Origin of the sequence: Bacteroides sp. DH3716P (assembly GCF_025914115.1) — a bacterium.
GTDB lineage: Bacteria > Bacteroidota > Bacteroidia > Bacteroidales > Bacteroidaceae > Bacteroides > Bacteroides ovatus.
The window spans coordinates 2,396,616-2,418,264 of sequence record NZ_CP083673.1; the positions used below are offsets into that span (position 1 = coordinate 2,396,616).

The window sequence follows — 21,649 nt, forward strand, 5'->3', positions numbered from 1 at the left end:
TTCTTAATTTTAATGTTTAACTGATGAAAGATGAAGAAAAAAAAGAATTAGAACAAGAGTATGAGAATTTAAAACTTCTCGCTTCTTTTCACGAGGCCTATGGGGTTCCTGAAAATGCCAAAGAACGGGAAGCGCTTATAAATGACATACTCGATCGGATGAACGAAATCCAAGAGAAATTAAAAAAGTTGTAATTAACATCCCTCCCTTCGGGGAGGGACAAACATTAAAAGCTATGATAGATTGGAATGATTGCCTGCCAACAAAAGAAATGCAGGCTGACTTTGAAAGATTCAAAGAACTAAAAACCACAGAAGAAAAAGAAGCTTTCAAAAAGGAAATGCAGGATAAATATAATAAACTACCGGAAGCCCAAAAGGAAGCCTACAAAAAAGCATCTGAAGCTGGGCTAAAAGCAACGGTAAATGCCTGCAATGATTATATAGAAAGAGCGGAAGAAGCCATATTACGTGATAAACTTGGAGAATTGCCCGAAGCAATCTCATTCAGTTATATTGCAAAGAAATATTTTGGTAAAAGTAGAAACTGGCTATATCAGCGTATTAACGGAAATATAGTCAACGGGAAAAAGGCTCGCTTTACTGACAATGAACTCAAAACGTTCCTGAACGCTTTGAACGATGTTAGCGAAATGATTCATCAGACATCATTAAAAATCAGTTAAGCTCTTATTTGACACCATCCCTGCATTGAGCCGATGCAGGGATTTTTATTGTCTAATCGAAAAATAATTGTATCTTTGCAACATCAAGATAATACGGACATAATTCGGATTATTTTGGTTTGACTTTGGTGAGGGGGTGGTTCCCCTCACTTTTTTATTTCTACCGAACATTCTATAGTATATTATTTTCTGAAAGAGTCACATTGTACAATTTTTCCAACAAATTACTAGACATATATTCGTTTTTGTTTGCCTTTTGAAACAAGACTGGTGGAAAATGTATATATTCCATTCGGCGGGATACAGATTCATCATTTATCCCCTCTTTCAATCGCACATCTTTCAACTCAAGGTTATTGAACAAATCGGCATTCAAGTATAACCTTCGTGTCTCAATTGTTGATAATGAACTAAATGAGTTAAAAAACAACAACACAAGTTCATACTTTGACAGTTGCGCTCGAAATATATTCGAATATTTTAGGGGCGAAGTGAATTCCGAAGTCATTTCCAAAATATAATAAGCATTCCTAAAATATGTGCCAAGTTGATTTTTATATGGGGCAAAACAATGATCAGCGGCTTTAGCACAAGCTTCAGCTATGGGCTTGAAATTATTCTGTTCAAAATAGATCTTAATCGCATTTAAACAGAGGTAATCATAAGTGTTTATATGTACAGGATAAATATTAATCTTTCCTTTATGTATTCCAAATTCATGCTCTGAATAAATGTTGTTAATGGCAGCATTCAATTGACCATATATAAACATCCATTGCTCTTTAGACATATTTTGGGGAATAATCCTCCTTACAAATTCCTCTTTGGAAAAATTTTCAGGAATACCTCTTCTTATTTCCAAATAGAAAGTATGGTATAACTCTACATAAATCTGTCGATAAGTTTTTTCTGGTGTACAAAACTCATTGTAAGGAGTTATTTTCCATTCACATTGTTTTTCATCATATACCCAATCTATTCTTTTCACTCGCAAGGCATCCCGATATGAAATAAAAATCCTAAGCAACTCAAAAAAGACAGCTCTATCCTCGCTATTCAAGAATTGCTGTTTATTCTGTCTTAATGTAAATAAAACTCCGACGAATGCTATTAATCCTGCAATCGCTCCTAATAGACTTCCAAACTCACCCCAGTCGGTCTGTTTATCCGCAAACTTACCTTTGGTCTGAATAAAATAGAAAGCTAAAATGACTATTATAATTAATATGAGGATGACAGTTCCCCAAACGAGCCAACCTTTTACATTTCTTTTCATTCTTATCATAAATCAAAATCTAATAAGTTTTAAAACAATATTATCAATTCAAATATAATCATGATTTTGATAAATAAAAAATATTTCCAGAAATAATAGATTCCAAAGGTACTAAAGTTTGTTCTTATTTATCACAGCAAACAATATAATATAAGTGCTCACCAATTATAGCTATACTTGACTTAAAAGAAAAGTGCTCACTTTTTTATATCCTTACCGAACTTTTCAATTATATATTAGTACTATCTTATGTAACCCTTCTTGAGAGTTTGTTGATTCGTGTGTTGTTGATTGGAGGGATTACAAAACTAAGAGGTAGCCGAATAGCTACCTCTTATAAACTCTATTATGATTGCTACTTAGTGAGAAGAAAGCCCTAGAATAAATACTCTTAGTACTTTCTTACTTTCTGATGTCTTGAAAGAATATAACTAATAATTAAATCGATTGAACTTTTCCATTATCAATAAGCCAACGTTCTTGGAAACTTCTTCTTGCGGCCCAACATATATCATTTATAAAAGCAATATTCATAGTTGCACCAACACCGGCACCTATAAGAGGAATTGCTTGAATTGCCTTTCTTTTTGTGATATTAATACCAAGTTGTTTAGCTAGACTCTTGATTGTAATCAATATGGCTTCATTACAATACTTATTTACAGTAGCTTTTTCAGCCATTTTTTTCCAACTTTGTTTTACAAGAATAACATTTAATTGTTTAAGAGTAACTAATGCCATATTCTTTTCTTGCATAGAATTAGAACCGGCAACAGACATTATAGAATATACAAATTGAGTATCTTCTAATGTTAATGCTTTATAACCATAGCAAATTCCTATTTTATGTATTGTTCTTAATGCAATAGTTACAACCATAGGAATATCAACAAACATACCTGGTAAGCCAAAAAAGCCAGCGACTCCCCCTTCTAGACCAAGTCCGGCCAATGCCCAATTATGAACTTCATCTGCTAACTTATCGGACAATTGAAGATCTTTTGTTTTTAACTCAATTATTGAATTAACTTTTGCATCCCGTATAATATCTTGTTCATCAGTAATTAACTTTGCCAAAGTATTAGAACCTGTTAGAGCACCTTGTATCGCTTTTTGTGGGATAATCCTATTTGCAACCAGAACAATAGGCTTAGTCATATAACCTACAGCTTTGGAAACTACCGATGGTTCAGTAGCTTTCCAAATTTTAATATCTTTAATTTGACCTTCTTCGTATATATTCATCTTTTTACAAAACCTGTTTTACTACTTTATTAGTTTAATCCATTAAAAATAAATTTAATTTCTTTCCTTAGGTTAATTACCTCACAAACGCAATTGTGAGCATATTTATTTTCTTCTGCCATAGTAATTAGTCAGTGACCAAATAGACAGTATTTCCTAGTCTACGAAAAAGCTTATCGTAGTTTTTAGTACGCCCATGGATTTGAAAAGGAGTAATTTCACTTTTATCTTTCTTCAAATACCATTTATTTTCATTTAGAGCATTTGCAATCTCTGTTGTTGTCATAGGAGTACCCTTTTCTTTCAACAATTTAATAATAGCTTCGTGTAATGTCATATCTTTTTAATGCTGTTTTTGGTGTTTTTTATCATACATGAGTTTAGTTTGAAACTCTTTCGTTATTTCATCTTCTGAAATGATATTTTTTGATAAGGTCCAAATAATGATAGGACTTCCATCATCATAACGGATACCTACTCCAATTGCCAGCCAAATTTGGAGATGAAGTTCATAGCCAAAACTGATGCAAAGGTATAAGAAAGCCCCGAATCAAAGAGACGGGACAATATAAAAAGGACTTATCATTAATAGAACATAACTTATCTCTAAAATAATAAATCAATAATGATTGTTTGGTACAATTACTTTAGAATCTTTCATCATACTAATATATACTTTCAAAAATGCTTCAGCAGTATCAAGATTAGACTCAACATTAGAAGGGTTATATATTCCTATTCCATCTGCATCTTGCGGTTTTGTCAAATGACTTGTATACCAGTAATACAAACCACCTTCCTTTTCAATTCTTGCATACACAGTTACCATATTATCATATTTATCTTTCACCGCATAAGTGAATCTTTTTATTGTTTTAGCCATATGATGATTATATTTATAAGATATACAGATTATATACTCAATCTTAATTTCAAATTAGTTTTTGTAGGACAGCAAAATCTAGTAAGAACATCAATAGGCAAACTAAATGCAGTTGCCATTTCCTCATTTGAGTATTCCAATTCATTCTTATGAAGTTTATAAGCTTCATTGTACATATTCGGCATATCAATATATACACTCACAGGTTCGCTTTTTCTATATCCTCTTCTACTTAGTTCAATACTAAAATATTTATATTTTTCGTTAGTAATACATTTCAAATCTTTTGCCCTACGTACAATAGATGCCATGGAGGTTAACCAATATCTTTTTAATTCCACCAAATACTGCAGTTTTAGTCCACGTAAAGAATTTGATATAGCATCAGAAGGCATAAGGAATTCTGAAGCAAATCTATTTGCTTCATCTTCTTTATCCCTATATTCAGAGATTAGAAACTCATTTGAAGTATGCATGATCAAATGTCCCAGTTCATGTGCTAAAGTGAATCTTTTATGATCATTACTGAAATTCTTATTAATAATAATCACATAATATCCACCATCTGTCAAAAAAGAAACCCCGTCAAATAGATCCACATCATAATCCAATTCTATGATTATAATCCCATTTCTTTCCAGCAAAGAGAATATATTCCGAACCGGTTCATCTTTCAAGCCTAAATACTTCCTGGTGTACTGAGCCACGGTTTCGGGTGTATATCCATCTTCAAGGTCAATCATTCGAAATGACATATCTGGAAATTCCACAGACTCCCCCATTTGGTCTACAATATAACCTAATAACTTATTTGAAAGGTCTATTTGGGAACGTTCATTTTTAGTCATTCCTTTCTTCCTTCGGTAATGCGCATTTTCTGCAATATTTGAGATTTTCTTCTCATAAAAGTCAGTTGGAAATCCCAGAAAATCAATTATGCGATTAAGCACATCGGTAGATAAAGGACCAATACCCTTCTCATACTTAGATAAATTGGATTGTGACAATCCAACAATCTTAGAAGCAAGCTCGGTTTGTGAGTAACCTCGATATTCACGAGCAAATATTATCTGCTTATAGTTGATTTCCATTTTTGCTATCAGTATTGTTGTTTTCTAAAATAAATTCGGTGATGTATTATATTATTAATTATTTGTTCCTTCTTTCTTTTTGATATTTTGGCGTACAGAGAGAGACGCAGCGGCTGGCTGAACATCCATTGTTCTATTAACCGTAAAAATATCATTTTCAGAAATAGTCCATCTCACTCTGTTTTCATCGATATAAACCAATTTTGGATTTATAATCTCCCCAAAACGACTTTTATTATATCCAAAAAATAAAATAGGCTCTGTCCCGTTATCATACATATCAAACAAATAACCTTGCTCTTGGTTCTGAATAGATGATGAAAAACGAGTTGGAACATTCATTGGCATATTTTTACTATTTAATTTCTTAAAAAGCATAATATATCCATTAACTCTAAGCATAAATCTTTTGTACTTTCCAAATGTCCAGTCATCTTTAAAAACAGACTGAACACTTTGAATTATTTTTGAGTTTAAGAGGGAGGCTTCAAATCCTCGACAACGAGCTGTAAACGGGGTTTGTATTACCTCTTTTTCATAATTACGTACAGCATTCCAAAAAGCATCAAATAGCTTTTCTAACGACTCACGAAGTTCGTATTCACATTCTTTAGCGTTTATTATACGCTTCCTTTTGGCTGTTTCAGCCACATTCTTTATTTTTGCCATAAAAATAAAATTTTATATTTTTACATCACCGAATTTAAAGTTTATCTCTGCGCCAACAGAGATATTCTTTTGCTGCAAAGATATATATTATTTCCACAATATTGTATTTTATCACATATAATTTCGCCCCAAAATTGTATTTTCAATAAAAGAAAGGCTTATTTCTTAAATTTACACCCCAACCATCCCGCAAGAATCAAGCCAATGACATAGCAATAAACTTTATCTTTATGCAAATCCCACCAAGATAACTCGACTACCTTCTCTCTTTGATTTAGTAAAGCATTCACCTTGTTATTTATAGTATCAAGTCGATTCGAGAACTGCTGCAAAGTAATGGATAATGTTTCATCAACTTCACTCCGTTCTTGCTCCTGTTTGGAAGCGGTGGTAGTACTTTCTTTGACTAGATACTGTTTTCCGGTTGAATCCGGAAGCGACAAGTAAACTGTTTTATTCTCAATTTTCAGATCACTCAACTTGTCAGTAGTAACTTTCGTTTGCTTATTCACATCCAGCTGTAATGATTCAATTAAGTTTCGCAAATACAAAAAATCTCCTGAATAGTCAATCTGCTTTTGTGACTCAATGCTATGAGAAGTTTTGCAGGAAGTAAACCATATTCCTGACATCAGGAACATGGTTATATAGATTAGCATTTTCATACTTTCAGATATTTACAAATACCTTTCACATGAAGAGAGACAATAGTCCGTTTACCTTCTTCTGACAGCAGGAAATCCACATCCTCTTTGTTATCCTGAAACAGATTCTCCGTCAGAACAGCCGGACACTTCGTATGCTTTAAGATATAAAAACTACTCTCCTTATCTGGATCACCGTCTGCCATATCCTTCCGTATTTTCATTCCAAACAAACATTCTTCAGCAGTAGCATACAGACAGTCAGCCAGCTTATCGGCTTTTGTCTGTCCCACACTGGTCCATGCTTCCCAACCACGTGCTTGCATCCAATTTGAACCATTACCGGCTGCATTGCAATGGATAGAAATAAGAATTGCATCAGAAGTTTTATATTCATTCACTCGCCTACAACGTTCTGACAAAGGAACATCTATTTCCTCTTTCACGACCAGTTCCGCATCAATACCTAATTTACGCAATTCAAATACTACACGCCCAGCAATTTCACGGGTATAGGAGTATTCCCTTAACCTGCCATCTGGAGAACACTTACCCGGAGTATTACTACCGTGACCGTTATCAATCAATATTTTCATATCTTTCCTCTTTATCTAGTTCGTTTTCGATTCTATCAATAATTCCTTGTACATGTGTAGGCGTAGCCCGCTTAAATTCAAAACGTATTACATGGTAAATTATACGAAACCCTTTGTTTCTAGGATAAGCAATAATCAGATTCTTAAATGCGTTCTGAAGATATACATAAGAAAATACATACGTAATAGTCTTAATAACTAACAATGAATTCTCACCATCTCCTATCAAGCTCATAAAGGAGAAGACTACTTCAATGATTATAAGATAGAGGAGAAGTTCGACCAAGGCATTTTTAAACTTATCCCACTTAAAGTTTTTACAACGTATAATTGAAACACCATCAGCCCTCATTCCGCACCAAATATTAAATCCAAACATTACAACTAATGCTATAAGAAAACCTTTAGTCGGCGTTAAATAAGCAAGAAGAGAACTGAACATCGAAACGAAAATAATTCGTATCTGGTCTACATTAAATAACTCATATAACCATCTCATAATATTAATCATAAAGTTACTACCAATATTGAAAACACAGTAATCAGCCCAGGAAGCAAAACAGTAGCTAATGCGTCAAGCCAATCAAAGATGAACCCGCACTTTTTCTGAATGTACTCAACCACTATTGCGGCAATGGCGGTTGTCGTTAAAGAAACAATAGCAGATTTACAGAAATCAATGCCTAATAGAAGGAAACAGAAAATAAGCATTACAACAAAGACGAACATCCCGGCTTTGACGTGTGCCGGTCGGTTAGATTGCAAAAGCCAATCATACAATACTTTTATACCCATACTCATAGCGTTTAATTATTAATAAAATATTCTGTATGGAACAAATGTATTGAGTATAATAACGAGTTTTACAAAAATGGAAAATCTTGGAAATCAATTCTATGATAAATATCTATAAAACAAGACATTATAATTTTCACTTTTTCCATAAATAAAAAAGGGATGCTTGATAAGCACCCCTAAACAACCAACAGATTGAACTATTAATCCGTAAACATATACACGGAAAGATCAACCTTTTCTATTTCGTCTGAAATTGTATCTCCATACATTGTTAGACACACCCGATAACGGTCAATACTTCTTTGAATCTGTTGCAAGGTAGGTTTCTCGGGATATTCCGAACTGGCAAAAGTTACCAGTTCTTCACCATTCTCACTGGTACCAACCACCCGGAAGTGATGACGTACAATCCAAGTTCCGTCCGGCTGTTGCTCGATAGGCTTAGCAATCCCACGCGGTAAGATATTTTTTTGATCCATGTTTTTTGATATGTTTAATTAGTTGTTTTCTATGGTTATATTTATTCTTCAATACAAACTTTTCAAAATGTCCTTCGATATAAACATATTCCCACCATTCAGGAAGTAACATCGCTGCAATTTTACGACGGATATTGTACGTTGCAAAGTGTTTCATCAGGCCATAATAAGAGTTCATTGTACTCACAAACTTCTCAACATACGCTTCTGCAGATCCATTTTCAGCTATTCTATTAAATTTCCTGACAGCGTTATATGTGTTACCAACCACCCTGTTAGATACATAAATTCTACCCGGCAAAATGAACGCCCCAACAAACAAGACTCCTTTCTTATAATGCTGAAGATACAGCTTGCGTGGATGCAACCGTAAAAGGAGTTGTTCTTTCAGGAAACCATCAAGAAGATGGACTTTGGACAATATTTCTTCCGGAGATTTCACCACGATACAAAAGTCATCAACAAAGCGTACATAATGTCTGAATCCCAGTATTTCCATCACGAAATAATCATATACAGACGCCAGAAAGTTGGCTATGAGTTGCGACGGCAGGTTCCCGATAGCCACTCCCCTGTCAGGGTCATTATGAAACAGACTTTTATTACTGGGAAGTTTGTCCCACATGGAGACGGGAGAGCGTCTGATACACTTATTTTGTGGACAATGAAAGATAGTAACGGCTAGAAGGTAAAGCAAACATTCAATATCATCACCTTTATAATTGTCCCTTACGAATATGTTCAGCATTTCCCATACCAACGATTTCGAGATAGACATGAAGAAACTGAACAGGTCATCTTTGAAAATGTACGCATCGGCAGTATAATGCTCACTGACCTCGACTATCATGTTATTCAGATAGTGCACGGCAGACAAGCATCCCTCACCTTTCCGGCAGTTCTTGGAGACGTTTCCTTGTTCCCGGAAGCGTTCCTCTAAGATCGGCTCGATACGAAGAGCGATCCAGTGATGGACAACACGATCAATGAAAGCGGCGGCAAAAACCTCCCGATATACCGGGTAAGTCCGTATGAATACTTTTGAAAAGTCCGGTACATATTCACCGTAAATAATAGAATACCATAGCCGCACCAATGCGGACTGATAATCATTATAGAACTCAACACAATCCGTACTCGTTCTTTTCTGCCTGGCACAATCTTCGGATGCTTCGAAAATACTGCTAAGAAGTATGTCATAGATTATATTACCTGTTGCGGCGAGGGGACGAACCCGGTTCGCGTTCTGGCGGTTGTTCGTGTTGACGTTGCCGTTGTTGAAGTTCACGTTCCAACTGCTGGAAGCCGTTGCATCCGCTATCTTAGTCTTTCCCGGCTCATCACCGGGGGGATGCCCAATAAATAATTCTAATTGCTCACTCATAATCCCCTTGGCGATTATGACTCCGGCTTTGCGACTTGTTGCGATCCGTTAGCTTTTTGCCGTTGGAGATCTGCAACCGTTTTTTTGTACCAGCCGGTACTTTGCTTACCGATGCTCTCTGCAAGCAGACAGATTTCGGCAGTTTGAGTCAGGCTGGTCAAATGTCGTTCTTCACACACTCTTAGCAGTAATTTCAATGCATCAAACTCACACAAAAACTTCATCAGATAATCTGCACGGTGCTCAAGGTTCATATCTGTATTTGCATAACGGATATATTCGCAACAATGGACGGCAAGCATCATCAACTCCGTACCAAATTCATACCGGAACGCCTTGGGGAATTGTTGCCGGGCATCAATGATAAGGTTCAGAAGCTTATACATCGAATTTGATATAGGAAGGTCTTGTGTAAGTGCCATGTTAATTTTTTGATATTTTAATGTATGTATTAGAGGGCGCAAAGTTAATAACTGTAAAGCAATTAACACAATTTTAGCACAAAAAAGTGAATCTGAAAAGCCCCTACCGGGGCTTTTATTTAGCTAACTCTCTAAGGGATAAAGAATTAAAGGGATAAAGTGTTTATTGCGGCGAGGGGACGAACCCGGTACGCGTTCTGGCGGCCGTTCGCGCTGACGATGCCGTAGGTGAAGCCCACGCCCCAACTGCTGGCAAGCGTCATATTCGGTACTAGACCAATACCAGTCGTTTGTAAATATATTTTGATTGCCAAGCATAGAAGTTATGAGCTCATTGATTTCGGTTTTATACTTGGCCATAAGCATAAGTTCACCCAATGCGGGCAGGTTCCACACGGTTGTATCTTCAATTCCGTCAGATTCAAGCGTACAGGCTTTATAGGCTCTGGCAACTTCGGCGGCAGGGGCGCCGACAGTTCCCTGGGTGTCCTTGACGCCTGCAAGGGTTTCTATTATAACATCGGTATTTTCCTTGCCGTCGAAGGTATCATAGAGTCCTTGGTTACCACTGCCGTAGTTTTTCAGGCCGCGTAGGTCAGTTCCGTAGCCACCCCATTTGAACGTTTTATTGCCGCCTGCGTCAACGCAGTCGCTTTTGGCGATAATGAACTGGTGGCATTCGGCGCGAAGTCGGATGCCGATACGGATATACTTGGAGCGATTATTCGCGCTCATGGAGTTCCATTCGGAAGCCGTGAAAAAGACTTGTTCACCGTCTTCAATCCGGAGCGTAGCCAAAGAAAGGTCAAGAAGCGTACCTGACCATTGCATATATTTGGCGATGTCGCTTGCGGGGGTGTTTTCATTCACGGTTGTAAAACCAATTGACTGTAAGGCTTCTATCTGGTCTTGTTTATTCAGGCGCAGAAGCATGGCACTGGCGATATTTTTATCCATTTTATTGTATAATATTAAGTTAATACTATTCGGAAGCAACAGCTCTCACATGGAGAAGATTTGAATTTTTGTTTTGATTCGTAATACGCCCGGTATTCAGTTCGAACGCCCAGGCGGAGTTTACATCCCAAATTGTTGATGACCAGTAGTATTTATCAGTCATCAGCATACTGTCACTACTCCAAAAGGTACGCATCATCTCATTGATTTTATCCCGGTAGCGGTACATCAGAAGCATTTGGCCGGATGAAGGAAGGAACCAGTTGGATTCATCCTCGATACCGTCACTTTCCAAAGTGTAGGCACGGTATGCACGGGCAGCTTCAGCAGCCGGCGCACCGATTACACCGCTATTGTTCTGGTCCTTCAGGCCGGTGATGATCAGCTCGGTATCTTCCTCACCCGTGAAGCAGCCGTACATGGCACCCAGTCCTTTTTGATTCAGGCCGTCTATGGCTTTACCCTGACCGCCCCAATAGAAGGTAGTAGTCATATCGGCATTATAGCACTCCTGGGCGGCGATTACGAAGGAGTGTCCGTGGGCACGGATACGAAGCCCGCGTTTGATGTACAGTTGCTTATTAGCAAGCGTAAGGGAATTCCATTCGGCAGCGGTAAAGTATGCCTTGGAGTTATCAGAAATACGGTTACAGGCAAGAGTAAGGTCAAACAGGCCGGCGGCCCACTTGATACGTTGTCCAAATTCAGATGCGCGGGAATTCTCGGTGATATCCGAGAATCCAACGGCGTTCAGTGCTGCTACTTGTGCCTGTTTGTTCAAGCGAAGCAGCGTGGCGCTTTGTTCATTAGTCATAGTTACTTGTTAATTAAATCATTAATATCCATATTGTCTTCAGCAAACCGTTCGAGATATTCCTCGTAGGTTTCGCCGTTATAATATTCAAGGACTTCATTGATGTTGTCCAGCGTTACGTTATCGTAGTACGGTTCCCCGCCATAAGACTCATTATTGAACCAGTTGATCAGGTCGATGTAGGCATCTATGACGGTAAGGATGACAAGGCCGTCGATACCGGATTCAAGGGATTCGATTTCATCCGTTTCACGGATAACCGTCAGTTCGTACGTGCCGTTGACTACCGGTTTATCCTGTCTGTTACCGTCCTCATCCATACCGGCGACTCCATATTCGAGAATGGCAAGAAGCTCGGAGCCGTCAGCCTTCAGTGTCATGTTCGAGATACGGAGCATGGAAAGTTTACGGGATGCCGCTTGTGAAGCGAGGACGTCACGGAGCATCTGAATGGCGTCAAGTTGAGGCGACGTTTCAAGACGCAGGCGTTGGACGTTCGGCATGGATTCTATTTGCAGGCCGGACGGGGCGGAAAGACCGGTATAGGTCAGTTCAGGAAGACCGACAAAACGGAGGCTTGTCATTGTTGGTGGAAGAGAGATGTCATTAATCGGAGAAGTCTCTGCAAGAGTGATGTTCTCCAGTTTGCTACCGGACGCATTGATATGGGCGATACGTGGGCATTTGTCGGTAACGAGCGTAGCGATTTGTGTGTTCCGGATATCGAGTGATACGAGGAAGGGCATTTCGCCGCAGTTCAGCGAGGTAAGCGGTGCGTAAGAACCGATGGATTGTTCTGTATGGGTGTCAGAGCCCAAGATAAGGGTTTCCACAAGTTGCATGGCGGAGAAGCTCACCGTACTTGACAGGGAGATTTCAGACAGGTCGAGCAGCTTCATGCGGTCAGCCTGATAGATATACAGCAAGGCGCCTTCCTCATGTGAGAAGTTGGTGAATACATATTCTTCGCCCGCTTCAAGGAAGCAGCTTTCGGAAAGGTTGCCGCTAGCGTCATTGCCGACACCGAAGTAACCGTTTTTAGCAGCGACAATCCGGATGGTGGCGTTTGATTTGGAAGATACGCGCCCGGAAATTACACCGCTGAAGAAATCACCAGTTTGGAAATAGCCGTCACGAATACGCCAACGTCTTTCGATGAAAGACGGAAGGGCGGTAAGTCCAAGACCTTGCAGGGCATAGAAGTAAATAGCATCAGAGGTGGCGGTATAGGAGATGTATTTCCGTTCACCGTCGTAAGAACTAACCAGTTTCTGCCATTTTTTGAGCCGTTTGTCAATGAAGAAATGCGTAGCTCCTTCGGGTGAGAACGGGTGCAGGGTGACGCCGTCAATGGTCGCCTGAACGTTACGCATGGCGGCGGCAACGGTACGCAGGGAGAGTTCCGTACCGGATGAGTCAGTCCACACTACTTGCTGGAGATAGATGTTATTAAACAGAACGGAGCCGTAGCCAGCATAAGGGTTAGTGAATGTTTCATCGCTCGTCCGGTTGGGGTCCACCTCGGTATCAACCGTGCAACCACCGTCATTGTCCTTGCTATTGAGCGTATCGCAGTCATAGATTTTATTCAGGTACATGCGCATGGCATCCTCGGAGCTGTACACACCGTCTGTTACGGAAGCATACTCTTCCAAGAACCACATCGGCTGCATATTCTTGGCGCGTTGGTCAGTGGCGGCAAGGTAGTCGGTGAAGATGTCATAACTCAAGACACTTTCTGGGCAGGCGTATTTATACAGGTTTTCCTTCCATGTTCTTTGCCAGTTCCCGCCTTTGGAGTAATCGCAGGAATCACAGAAGCGCAACCATCGGTAGAGGTTATAGGGCACTTTCTTACCCAAAGCGTAATCAATGGCGAGCTGGTCATCATCGACAAGCGATTCAAAGTAGTAAGTCCATGCCGGGAAGGTATCAGCAGAGATAGTTCCGTTATCCACGAGTTTTTGAACCCATGAGGACTTGTCCGTTTTCATGGCCATCATATCCTGAACAGAACCGACGCCCTGAAACCAGTCCATACCTTGGTAGTTAAGAAGTTCGAAACCTTCAACCGGATTCAGGACGTCACCGGTGACATTCCATTTGCCGTTTTCATACTTCATGGAACCGGACTGCTTTTTCCATGAGCTGTCCTGATACCTCATTATCCGGTACGAACTACCGCAATACAGGGAAAGCAGGTACACGCTGTCCGTATCGACTCCGTCAGTCTGTTTGAAGCGTATCTCAATTGCGTCTAAAGTTTCGTCAGGAGTACCGAAGAACTCTATGAAGTCACCATAATTCAGGCAACCTTTGTTATAGCCGGGGGTATCTTTGAAGCCGAGGGCGAACTGTTCCCCTTTGTCTTCTTTCCAGTTGCCTTTGGCATGGAAATAGACGTTTTGCAGGCTGTCATCCTTACACCGATAGGTGGCTACCGGGTGATTGGCGGTAGAGTGGTTCATCTGCAAGTCTTCGATATGCAAGTCACCGCTGTCAAATGTTCCGTCAAATGCACGTTGGACAGGTGTCATATAGTTACCACCTAAGGCACGGTATGTAACGTTCATCATTTCACAGGCGCCGCAGTCGTTCGCATTGCCGGAATCGGAGTAATCGACTTTTACGGTAATGACATCGACCGGGATTGTATTATCACCGACCTGTACTTTGTTGATGGCAGCCAAGGCTATTGCACGGCGTCCTTCCTCCGTCGTATCGTCCGGATTAAGTAGTATGATTCGAGTGTCCTTGTTTTTGCCTTTGCTCTTGGCGAGGTAGTAGCGTTTATTCTTTACCGGGCGTTTGGCAGAGGTGGTTCCCTGGTTGCGGGTTTGGACACTCACGGCCTTGAAGTTACGCCACGGGCGTTCGGGGTCAAAGTAATAGAGCGTGATGTATATCTTCGTACTGGTGGAAGTGGTGCCGTCCAGTGCTTCTATATCGGAGCCTTCATAGGGGCATTCGACAATGTAAGGCATACCGCGTGAATAGATTTCGGCAGCCGACGGGCGGCTTTGGGTACTACCCTCGGCTGTCTGGCTTTTAAGGATGTCCTCAAAGGCGTATTCCTTCACCATTACCTCTGTATCGGTCAGACGGACAAGGTAGTTCTTGAACGCCTGTGCCCATTCCATATAGGAGTTCCAGGCCATCATGTAATAAAGATACAAATCACCCAGTTTGCCGTCCATCGTTATATACTTGGTCTGAATCAGGGAGCCGCCGCCCGGAACATAACCAAGGCAGGCGACTTCCTCACCGTTGAGGAAGAGTTTCATCATGGAATACCGTGTGCCGTCACGTTCAACGTAGTTGTTTGCAGGTTCAACAACCACGGCTACGGTTATCTTTTCACCCTGTCGATAGGCGCGTTCTTCACGACGGGAAACGCCATTGTTACAGAAGATGCCGACCACCCGGCCGGTGACATAGAAGCCGGCACCGGACGTTTCGTCATAGCAGCTAAGGAGCAGGGCATCATCATCGGTCACGTTCTTGGAAGCGAAAGCGAACTGGATGGCGGCACCGTTGGATTCGATGGACGAGCCGGCAAACGGGGCATGGTTTAATGACACGCCCACATTCTCGGCTACGCGAAGGCAGTTCTCACCCAAGAATGTGCCAAAACCGTTGGTAGTCCAGTTGGCACCGTCCACTTTCATTTCATAATTACCGCTGACAATGCTATGGTCAGTTTCCTGATTGGTACGGGATGAGAAGTCAAAGTTATAGATGGCGCCTTCTTTTATGGCGGCGTCAATGGCGGAACCGCTAACTGTCACCCGGACAGGTTCGCTAGTCACGTCCTTGCATACGGCGGTATAGTTGACCGTATCGGTGCCGTCAGCCTTGTAGCCCTGCAGTTGTTGTTTGACCTGATAGGTTTTGTTACGACTGGCAGCAATTTGTGTTACCTGCACGTCATTGGCTTTCACGCTGACGGGTGAAGTCATTTCCAACGGGTCATAACAGGCAACATCAAGTTCTACGGTTTCGTACAGTCGGACTACTCCACCGTTTTTATCATCGTATCTCAAGGCGACAAGAGGTGTGGAACTATTCGGGTCAATTACCATGACAGCCGTGTAAATGACATTTCCTTTCACTCCGGATGCGACATCCGTTCCTTGGATGCGCAAGGAATAGGTACCGTGTTCTAGGCCGAGGGAAGCAGGACGGATTACGACGGAGTGCGAGTAGTTGTCATTGACAACGGCGGTAGACAAGGATTGCCATTCACCGTTAATCTTAATGTCAACCTGGGCACTGATACCTTTATCAGAGGTATTGTTTCCGAACTTATAGAGTGGAAGGCTGAAACTTTCAGTTGTCGGAGTAAGCAGAGTTTCAGGGGTATAGTTGAGCACCTGCACACAGGTACAGGTAATATCAACAGCTGTTACATTGACATTCTTGGAACCGGTATTGCCGCTTTCGTCAGTGGCTATCAGCTTGAATTTCCGAGTACCGGCAGCCGTAAAGTATGCGGTGAAGTCCAGTTCAAAGGAGAAGTCCTTCATGTCACCGGAAGATGCTTTGTTGACGGTTTCAGTCCAGACGGTAAGCCCGCTTTCACGGTCTACGAGTTCTAGTTTCTCAATCAGGTTGTCAGAGGATTCGACACCGTTCGAGGTCACGGAACGAATGGCGGCAAAGGTTCGTAGCGTGGAGCCGTAAGAGCCATAGACAGGTGTCGACTGGAAAGCAATGGCAACAATGGTACCGCCAGTTTGACCGCCGCCACCCGTGCCGATAGCGAACTGCACTTCATCGCCAAGGGTTTCACCGGCAGCGTTCTTCATCTGAAGTTTTACGATGCCTTCTGTTTCCACGTTTACGTCGAGGTTGGCCGGAACATAGGCATAGGCGCCACCAGTTGAAAAGGCATCCTTTCCCCCTTCCGCCGGTTCATCGGAAGTTTCAACAACGGAACCGCCACCACCATTCCCGAAGGGTTTCCAAAGAGAAGGGGTCGCAAAATCGGACACAGCACCCTGGAACTGCCGGGTTTCCATTTCATACTCGCCTGTTTTGTAAGTAATGATGAGACCCGTTCGCTCATATTTGACGCCAGATTCCTGTTGATAGGAGACAATGGCGGCAATAGCGGTTTCAAGGGTATAGTAGCCGTCTTTCAATGGGCGGATCTCATCAACAATGACGATGGGGTGTGTTACATCGTCAGCGGGCGTGCCGCTCTTCATATCCTCAAGGGCTTGCTTATCCTCGGCGGACAAAAGGCCGGCTTGTTCAAGGGTAGCAGAAGGCAGACGGAAGCTGTCGTCCGTTTCTTTACCGGTTGTTTTGGACACTTTCTTAAAATACACATTGAGATAGGAAGCGTCAGACAGGACGGAGAAAGAACCCGGTTTGATTATATCGGAAGGGATATTTTTCATTGTATCTTCCAAAGACTTTCCACGGTTGCCGGGGAAAGCTTCTTCTTCACCTTCCCCAAGAGACAACGGTTCAGGCAGACATTCAGAAGGAACTTTACTTTCTTCGTTCAAAGGAGCGATACCGTTCGCTTTTCCTATCCTTTCCTCAAAGTCATTTATTACAGAGGTCCATTTGCCCCATGTAACACTCTCATTGGAAACAATACCTATTCGTGAGATTGTACAAACTGTACCTAAATATACACCTTCGGCATTGTCTGACATGGTAGCCAGTTGTATACACGAAGTGAATGATTGACAAACCTTATCAAGCTCCAACCGTTCAATTTGTATATTTACAGGAATCTTAGACGAATCAACAGACAAAATACACCGATAATTCCCAATAGAAGAATCCCCGGAATACATTGTTTTTAATTTATCTTTAAAGCTACCAATAGTAGTAAAAGAGCCAATACTTTTAAATGGGTCAGTCAAAGGATTGGATTTATCAGACACTCCTGTTATACGTTTCAATAACTCGGCGTCTCCATCCGATAAATCTTTTGCAATCTTATTGACATTCTCCACTAATGCATCAAAATCCCCATTCACCATTTTAGCAATGGTACTTGAAAGTAAATCAATAGATATTTTCCGACCGCCACTAACTTCAACGTACATATCTTTGGATAGCTCTGTTGTATCAGTCAGTTGCTCTATTGTAAGACTGTTTGTCTTCAACGCTTGTAACACAAGGCTAATAATCTGTTGTTTTTCTGTTTCTGTCATAATTCTCTTTTTTAATCATTTTCATATACCCATACAAGCTCAATGGTCATACCAAGATTATCTATGTCGCAATCATAGACATTATCAAGATAAAGTTGGAACTCCTTCAGAGCACCAATATCTCCACCGTTAATACCTTTCAAGACACATACACCATCCCTACTGATTACACTCCCTTCAATGAGGTTAGTATACGAATCTCCTTTATATAGTACAGCACGCAAATTTATCGAACCGTTGTCCAAATCGTTCTTTAGTCTATCCAGTCCATTAACTGTAAGTTTACCGTAACCTCTTCTACCAATATACTTGTTATCTATGTCAGTCGTCTTGATTGCAATCAAATCCCAATATGAATTTTCATCAACACCTGGGTGATGAATACTGTTGACAGTAACCATAGTATCACTATTAATAGAAACTCCAGTATTAGGAATAGCCTTAGTCATATTGATATATGCTCCGACCTCTGCAACCTCACTTTCTGAACCATACTTGATACTACGCATTCCTTCATCATCTGCTATCCTATAAGCACCGCTTTGTACACACCTCATAGCAAGCTGGTTATTCCATTCCAAAACTGGATTCATCGTTCTTACCTTCTGTAACATTTGATTGAACACAAAACTCTTCAATCCCTCTATTTGCTGGTTAAGTTCCGGAACATTACTTTCCTTTCTGGTATATCGAACACCATCAAAGTAGACGTAATTACAGCATAAGACACGATTCAATAATTCAGCAAACCACACAGGGCATCCCATCCCATTTCCAAGCGTGAATAATACTGTTGTATATTCGTGGCTGAATAGCTCAACAATATCCTCATCAGAGGTCACGAACTGCTCATTATCCACACCGAACGTCCATCCGTTATCTTTGAAACCACCAGGAACGCGAAAATCAAAAAAGTATTGCATCCCATCTATCCACCAGACAGCATCAAGACGCTGCTTATTATCTTTCATTGAATACTGAATAAGGCTGGTTTCTGATAACTCACATTCATCGTCCGTAACTTTAAAAATCTCACTCGTATTCCCATTAACTGTTACAGTATAGTATCCACATGGAAGCAATGAAATGTTATAGAAATAAAGAATCTTATCATCATTCATCTTCCATGAGCTTAATGATACAGGTGTAGATATATTACTTAAAAGATTATTAATGTAAACTATAGGCTCCTGCTCTTTGGCTGTCAAAATCAATTCAACAAAAATCCTGTCTGTACGTGCGAATAATTGCACATATTTACTCTTCGCTCCAAATTTATCGGTAGACGGAGAAAAAAACAGTGGGGTAAACGGGCTTATAATCATATTTCTAGGCTTTTGTTATTGAACGGACAAATAAATCATACTTCACTCCCTCGTTTCTCTCAACTGTACTACTCACCTCTTTGATGTAGCCCTCGTAAACTAGATCATCTTTTAAGATTTTAATCGTTTCATCATCTGTTGGTGGAATATCTTCATTATAAGTTGTGAATGAAACATCTCCACAAGTTATAATACCACTTTCAACGTTAAAATCATCTTTCATTCCTATACCATTGACAACAACATCACTATTACCGTCAGAAGAAGAATAAGATAGTTTTTTAGTAAACATACCAATATAGCCGGCATTTGCTTGCAATATGCCTCCTTGCCAATACATGGTATTAAACATCGTTTCAGGATCAAGTACACCACTTATTTCCCAACCGCTCCTTATAAGCCTATACTCTTTATATGTTTGTACTCCGCCATTATCATGTAATGTAGTACTGGCACAAACAAAAAACACATCATTGTCACTTTCACTATCCGTTGTATCTTGGCCTCTCTTTTGCGATAAGAATTCAATTCCATAAACATCAGCACGGTAAGGGCTAATCAACTCTAATACATTATCAGTTATATCAATGCCAGTAGTATATTCAGTAGTAAATCGGAATTCGTCACGACCATTCATACTTTCATAGTCCTGTTTATCATATCCTACCCTAACCAAAGAATATATTCTTGATGAATCAACCTTATACTCAAAACTAGAAAAGCTGCTGTTTAAATCCTTTACATTGTTATCACTAAACAATTTGTCCCGGTGTTTAAAAAAAACAGTGACACCATTGATCACAGGCACAAAGCCAAAAACTGTTTCCATCCAGTTTTTAAACTTTGTATAAGAAGTATATAGCTTAGCTTGGGGGATTCCACGGATACTTTCAGCAGCTAATATCACGCAATTATCTAACCTTTCATCAACACCTGAAGCTATTTCACCATAGATACCTTCATTTCCACCATTCATGCTTTTAAGCAATCGGTTTAACACATCAATAGGTCTTATTGCATCCACATAGATAGGGTTAGCTCGAGAAGTAAAGCGTGTCTCAAATTTGAAATTACGAAAATAAATATTGCCAGTAGAAGCATTAACTCTGTTAAATGTTACATTCAAATCAAAAAATAAAGCCTGCCCTTTAGTCAGATGAATCTTGATGGATTCATTCAGATTACTTGGAGTAACATCCCCCTTATTATACCCCCATCTTTTCAACTCGACTAAACGACCATCTTCGTAACGCCCACCTAGAACAATTTCAGCTTTAGTTGTATACGCATCACTATAACTGATATAGTATTCAAAACTAAAATTCAATACTATATCAATGTCGGACAAGGCTTTAACAAATACATTTGGATCATCTTTCGATTCCTGTGGTACATCATAAAACTCAAGAGGTGAATCCCGTGACGGAAGTTCACCACCAGAAATATATAAGGGAAGCGAATATGTTATAGCTTCTACATATATTCCTTTGTCAATTACGATATATTGCAAAGAAGCATCATTTTCTACAGTATTACCACCTAATGTATGCGGTTGACTATAATTCATACTTACAGAATCATAATAAAGCTGATATGTATCTTTTATCTCATCTACCGAATATTCGTACTGCGTTCCTTTGTTAGCCTTTATGATATTAGCGACACTATCATCTATCGAATTAATAGAAACAGTATTTCCATCATAGGTCAATGAACCGAAATCCAGTCGGCAACTGAAGAATTCTTCATAAGTATGAGAATTAGTTATAGTATAAACAGTGATACTAGCATTAGAAGCTAGGTATTTGCTCAAATACTCCTCCAATATGAGATCATAGGCTTCTCCCACAAACTGGAATTTTGAAGTAAAGGTTCTAGTTATTCCTTCAAGTCCGGAGCGTTTACGGGAAAACTTTATTTCATCCCAATTCTGAATACAAGATTTGGGAATATCATAGGAAATACTATCAACGGTAAGTACATATTTACAAAGCATTTTAACTCCTTTTGAACGTTCACGAGCAAATATATAGAAAAAGCCAACCGGTTTTCCGATTGGCTAAATTCTTGAAAGTCTCCCCTTATCAAATCATCATATAATCATCTATTTATCAAAGGAATACATTATAAGAGAAGAAATTCTCATTTTAAAACTCCCTATATATAGTTATTTACTTTCAAAAGAAATATCGCCATTCGCATCAC

Annotated in this window: 19 protein-coding genes and 1 pseudogene; 2 read left to right on the forward strand and 18 right to left on the reverse strand. The window is 40.0% G+C overall.

The window, feature by feature from the left end; genetic code table 11:
* The first annotated feature begins 23 nt into the window (after nt 1-23).
* Nucleotides 24-194, forward strand: coding sequence for a hypothetical protein (locus tag KQP79_RS08735; protein WP_004313367.1), 171 nt, complete (start codon nt 24-26; stop codon nt 192-194).
* Between the two features lie 41 nt (nt 195-235).
* Nucleotides 236-685: a DUF5053 domain-containing protein gene (locus KQP79_RS08740; protein ID WP_004311570.1), complete on the forward strand. Its 450-nt coding sequence runs from the start codon at nt 236-238 to the stop codon at nt 683-685.
* Nucleotides 686-857: 172 nt separating this feature from the next.
* Here the strand turns inward: KQP79_RS08740 and KQP79_RS08745 are convergent, their stop codons facing one another.
* The 18 genes and pseudogenes from KQP79_RS08745 to KQP79_RS08830 all read right to left on the reverse strand — a co-directional run bounded on the left by KQP79_RS08745 (nt 858) and on the right by KQP79_RS08830 (nt 21,440).
* The gene (locus KQP79_RS08745) at nt 858-1,961 is read right to left on the reverse strand and encodes a putative phage abortive infection protein (protein ID WP_229105646.1); all 1,104 of its coding nucleotides are present in this window, start codon (nt 1,959-1,961) and stop codon (nt 858-860) included.
* A 438-nt stretch (nt 1,962-2,399) separates the two neighbouring features.
* Entirely contained in the window at nt 2,400-3,206 is an 807-nt protein-coding gene (locus KQP79_RS08750) for an EcsC family protein (protein WP_004313369.1), read from the reverse strand.
* A 127-nt stretch (nt 3,207-3,333) separates the two neighbouring features.
* Entirely contained in the window at nt 3,334-3,543 is a 210-nt protein-coding gene (locus KQP79_RS08755) for an HTH domain-containing protein (protein ID WP_004313370.1), read from the reverse strand.
* Nucleotides 3,544-3,825: 282 nt separating this feature from the next.
* Nucleotides 3,826-4,089 carry a hypothetical protein gene (locus KQP79_RS08760; RefSeq protein WP_004313371.1) on the reverse strand — a complete coding sequence of 88 codons (264 nt, stop codon included), beginning with the start codon at nt 4,087-4,089 and terminating at the stop codon, nt 3,826-3,828.
* A 29-nt stretch (nt 4,090-4,118) separates the two neighbouring features.
* A complete protein-coding gene (locus KQP79_RS08765) occupies nt 4,119-5,180 on the reverse strand; it encodes a helix-turn-helix domain-containing protein (protein WP_004313372.1) in 1,062 nt (353 codons plus the stop codon).
* 54 nt (nt 5,181-5,234) lie between these two features.
* A complete protein-coding gene (locus tag KQP79_RS08770) occupies nt 5,235-5,849 on the reverse strand; it encodes a hypothetical protein (protein ID WP_008997727.1) in 615 nt (204 codons plus the stop codon).
* Between the two features lie 158 nt (nt 5,850-6,007).
* Nucleotides 6,008-6,514 (reverse strand): hypothetical protein, encoded by a 507-nt coding sequence (locus tag KQP79_RS08775; protein WP_008770959.1) that lies wholly within the window; start codon nt 6,512-6,514, stop codon nt 6,008-6,010.
* Complete coding sequence (locus tag KQP79_RS08780) at nt 6,511-7,089, reverse strand: N-acetylmuramoyl-L-alanine amidase (protein WP_004313374.1); 579 nt, start codon at nt 7,087-7,089, stop codon at nt 6,511-6,513. The genes KQP79_RS08775 and KQP79_RS08780 overlap by 4 nt, the downstream gene beginning before the upstream one ends.
* Nucleotides 7,073-7,600, reverse strand: a complete 528-nt coding sequence (locus KQP79_RS08785; protein ID WP_004311566.1) for a hypothetical protein — start codon at nt 7,598-7,600, stop codon at nt 7,073-7,075. Before KQP79_RS08785 ends, KQP79_RS08780 begins: the two co-directional genes overlap by 17 nt.
* Nucleotides 7,597-7,884, reverse strand: coding sequence for a hypothetical protein (locus KQP79_RS08790; RefSeq protein WP_004313375.1), 288 nt, complete (start codon nt 7,882-7,884; stop codon nt 7,597-7,599). Before KQP79_RS08790 ends, KQP79_RS08785 begins: the two co-directional genes overlap by 4 nt.
* Nucleotides 7,885-8,087: 203 nt before the next feature.
* Entirely contained in the window at nt 8,088-8,366 is a 279-nt protein-coding gene (locus KQP79_RS08795) for a hypothetical protein (protein ID WP_004300310.1), read from the reverse strand.
* Nucleotides 8,329-9,750, reverse strand: coding sequence for an RNA-directed DNA polymerase (locus KQP79_RS08800; protein WP_264386628.1), 1,422 nt, complete (start codon nt 9,748-9,750; stop codon nt 8,329-8,331). The genes KQP79_RS08795 and KQP79_RS08800 overlap by 38 nt, the downstream gene beginning before the upstream one ends.
* A 14-nt stretch (nt 9,751-9,764) precedes the next feature.
* The gene (locus tag KQP79_RS08805; RefSeq protein WP_004300306.1) at nt 9,765-10,172 is read right to left on the reverse strand and encodes a four helix bundle protein; all 408 of its coding nucleotides are present in this window, start codon (nt 10,170-10,172) and stop codon (nt 9,765-9,767) included.
* A gap of 146 nt (nt 10,173-10,318) precedes the next feature.
* A pseudogene (locus KQP79_RS08810) lies at nt 10,319-11,129 on the reverse strand (DUF1566 domain-containing protein).
* A 25-nt stretch (nt 11,130-11,154) separates the two neighbouring features.
* Nucleotides 11,155-11,943 (reverse strand): hypothetical protein, encoded by a 789-nt coding sequence (locus KQP79_RS08815; RefSeq protein ID WP_004313377.1) that lies wholly within the window; start codon nt 11,941-11,943, stop codon nt 11,155-11,157.
* Between the two features lie 2 nt (nt 11,944-11,945).
* On the reverse strand, nt 11,946-18,119 hold the full coding sequence (locus KQP79_RS08820; protein ID WP_008770956.1) for a hypothetical protein: 6,174 nt from the start codon (nt 18,117-18,119) through the stop codon (nt 11,946-11,948).
* 11 nt (nt 18,120-18,130) lie between these two features.
* Nucleotides 18,131-19,444 carry a hypothetical protein gene (locus KQP79_RS08825; RefSeq protein ID WP_008770955.1) on the reverse strand — a complete coding sequence of 438 codons (1,314 nt, stop codon included), beginning with the start codon at nt 19,442-19,444 and terminating at the stop codon, nt 18,131-18,133.
* Between the two features lie 4 nt (nt 19,445-19,448).
* Nucleotides 19,449-21,440 (reverse strand): hypothetical protein, encoded by a 1,992-nt coding sequence (locus tag KQP79_RS08830; protein WP_008770954.1) that lies wholly within the window; start codon nt 21,438-21,440, stop codon nt 19,449-19,451.
* Nucleotides 21,441-21,649 lie beyond the last annotated feature (209 nt).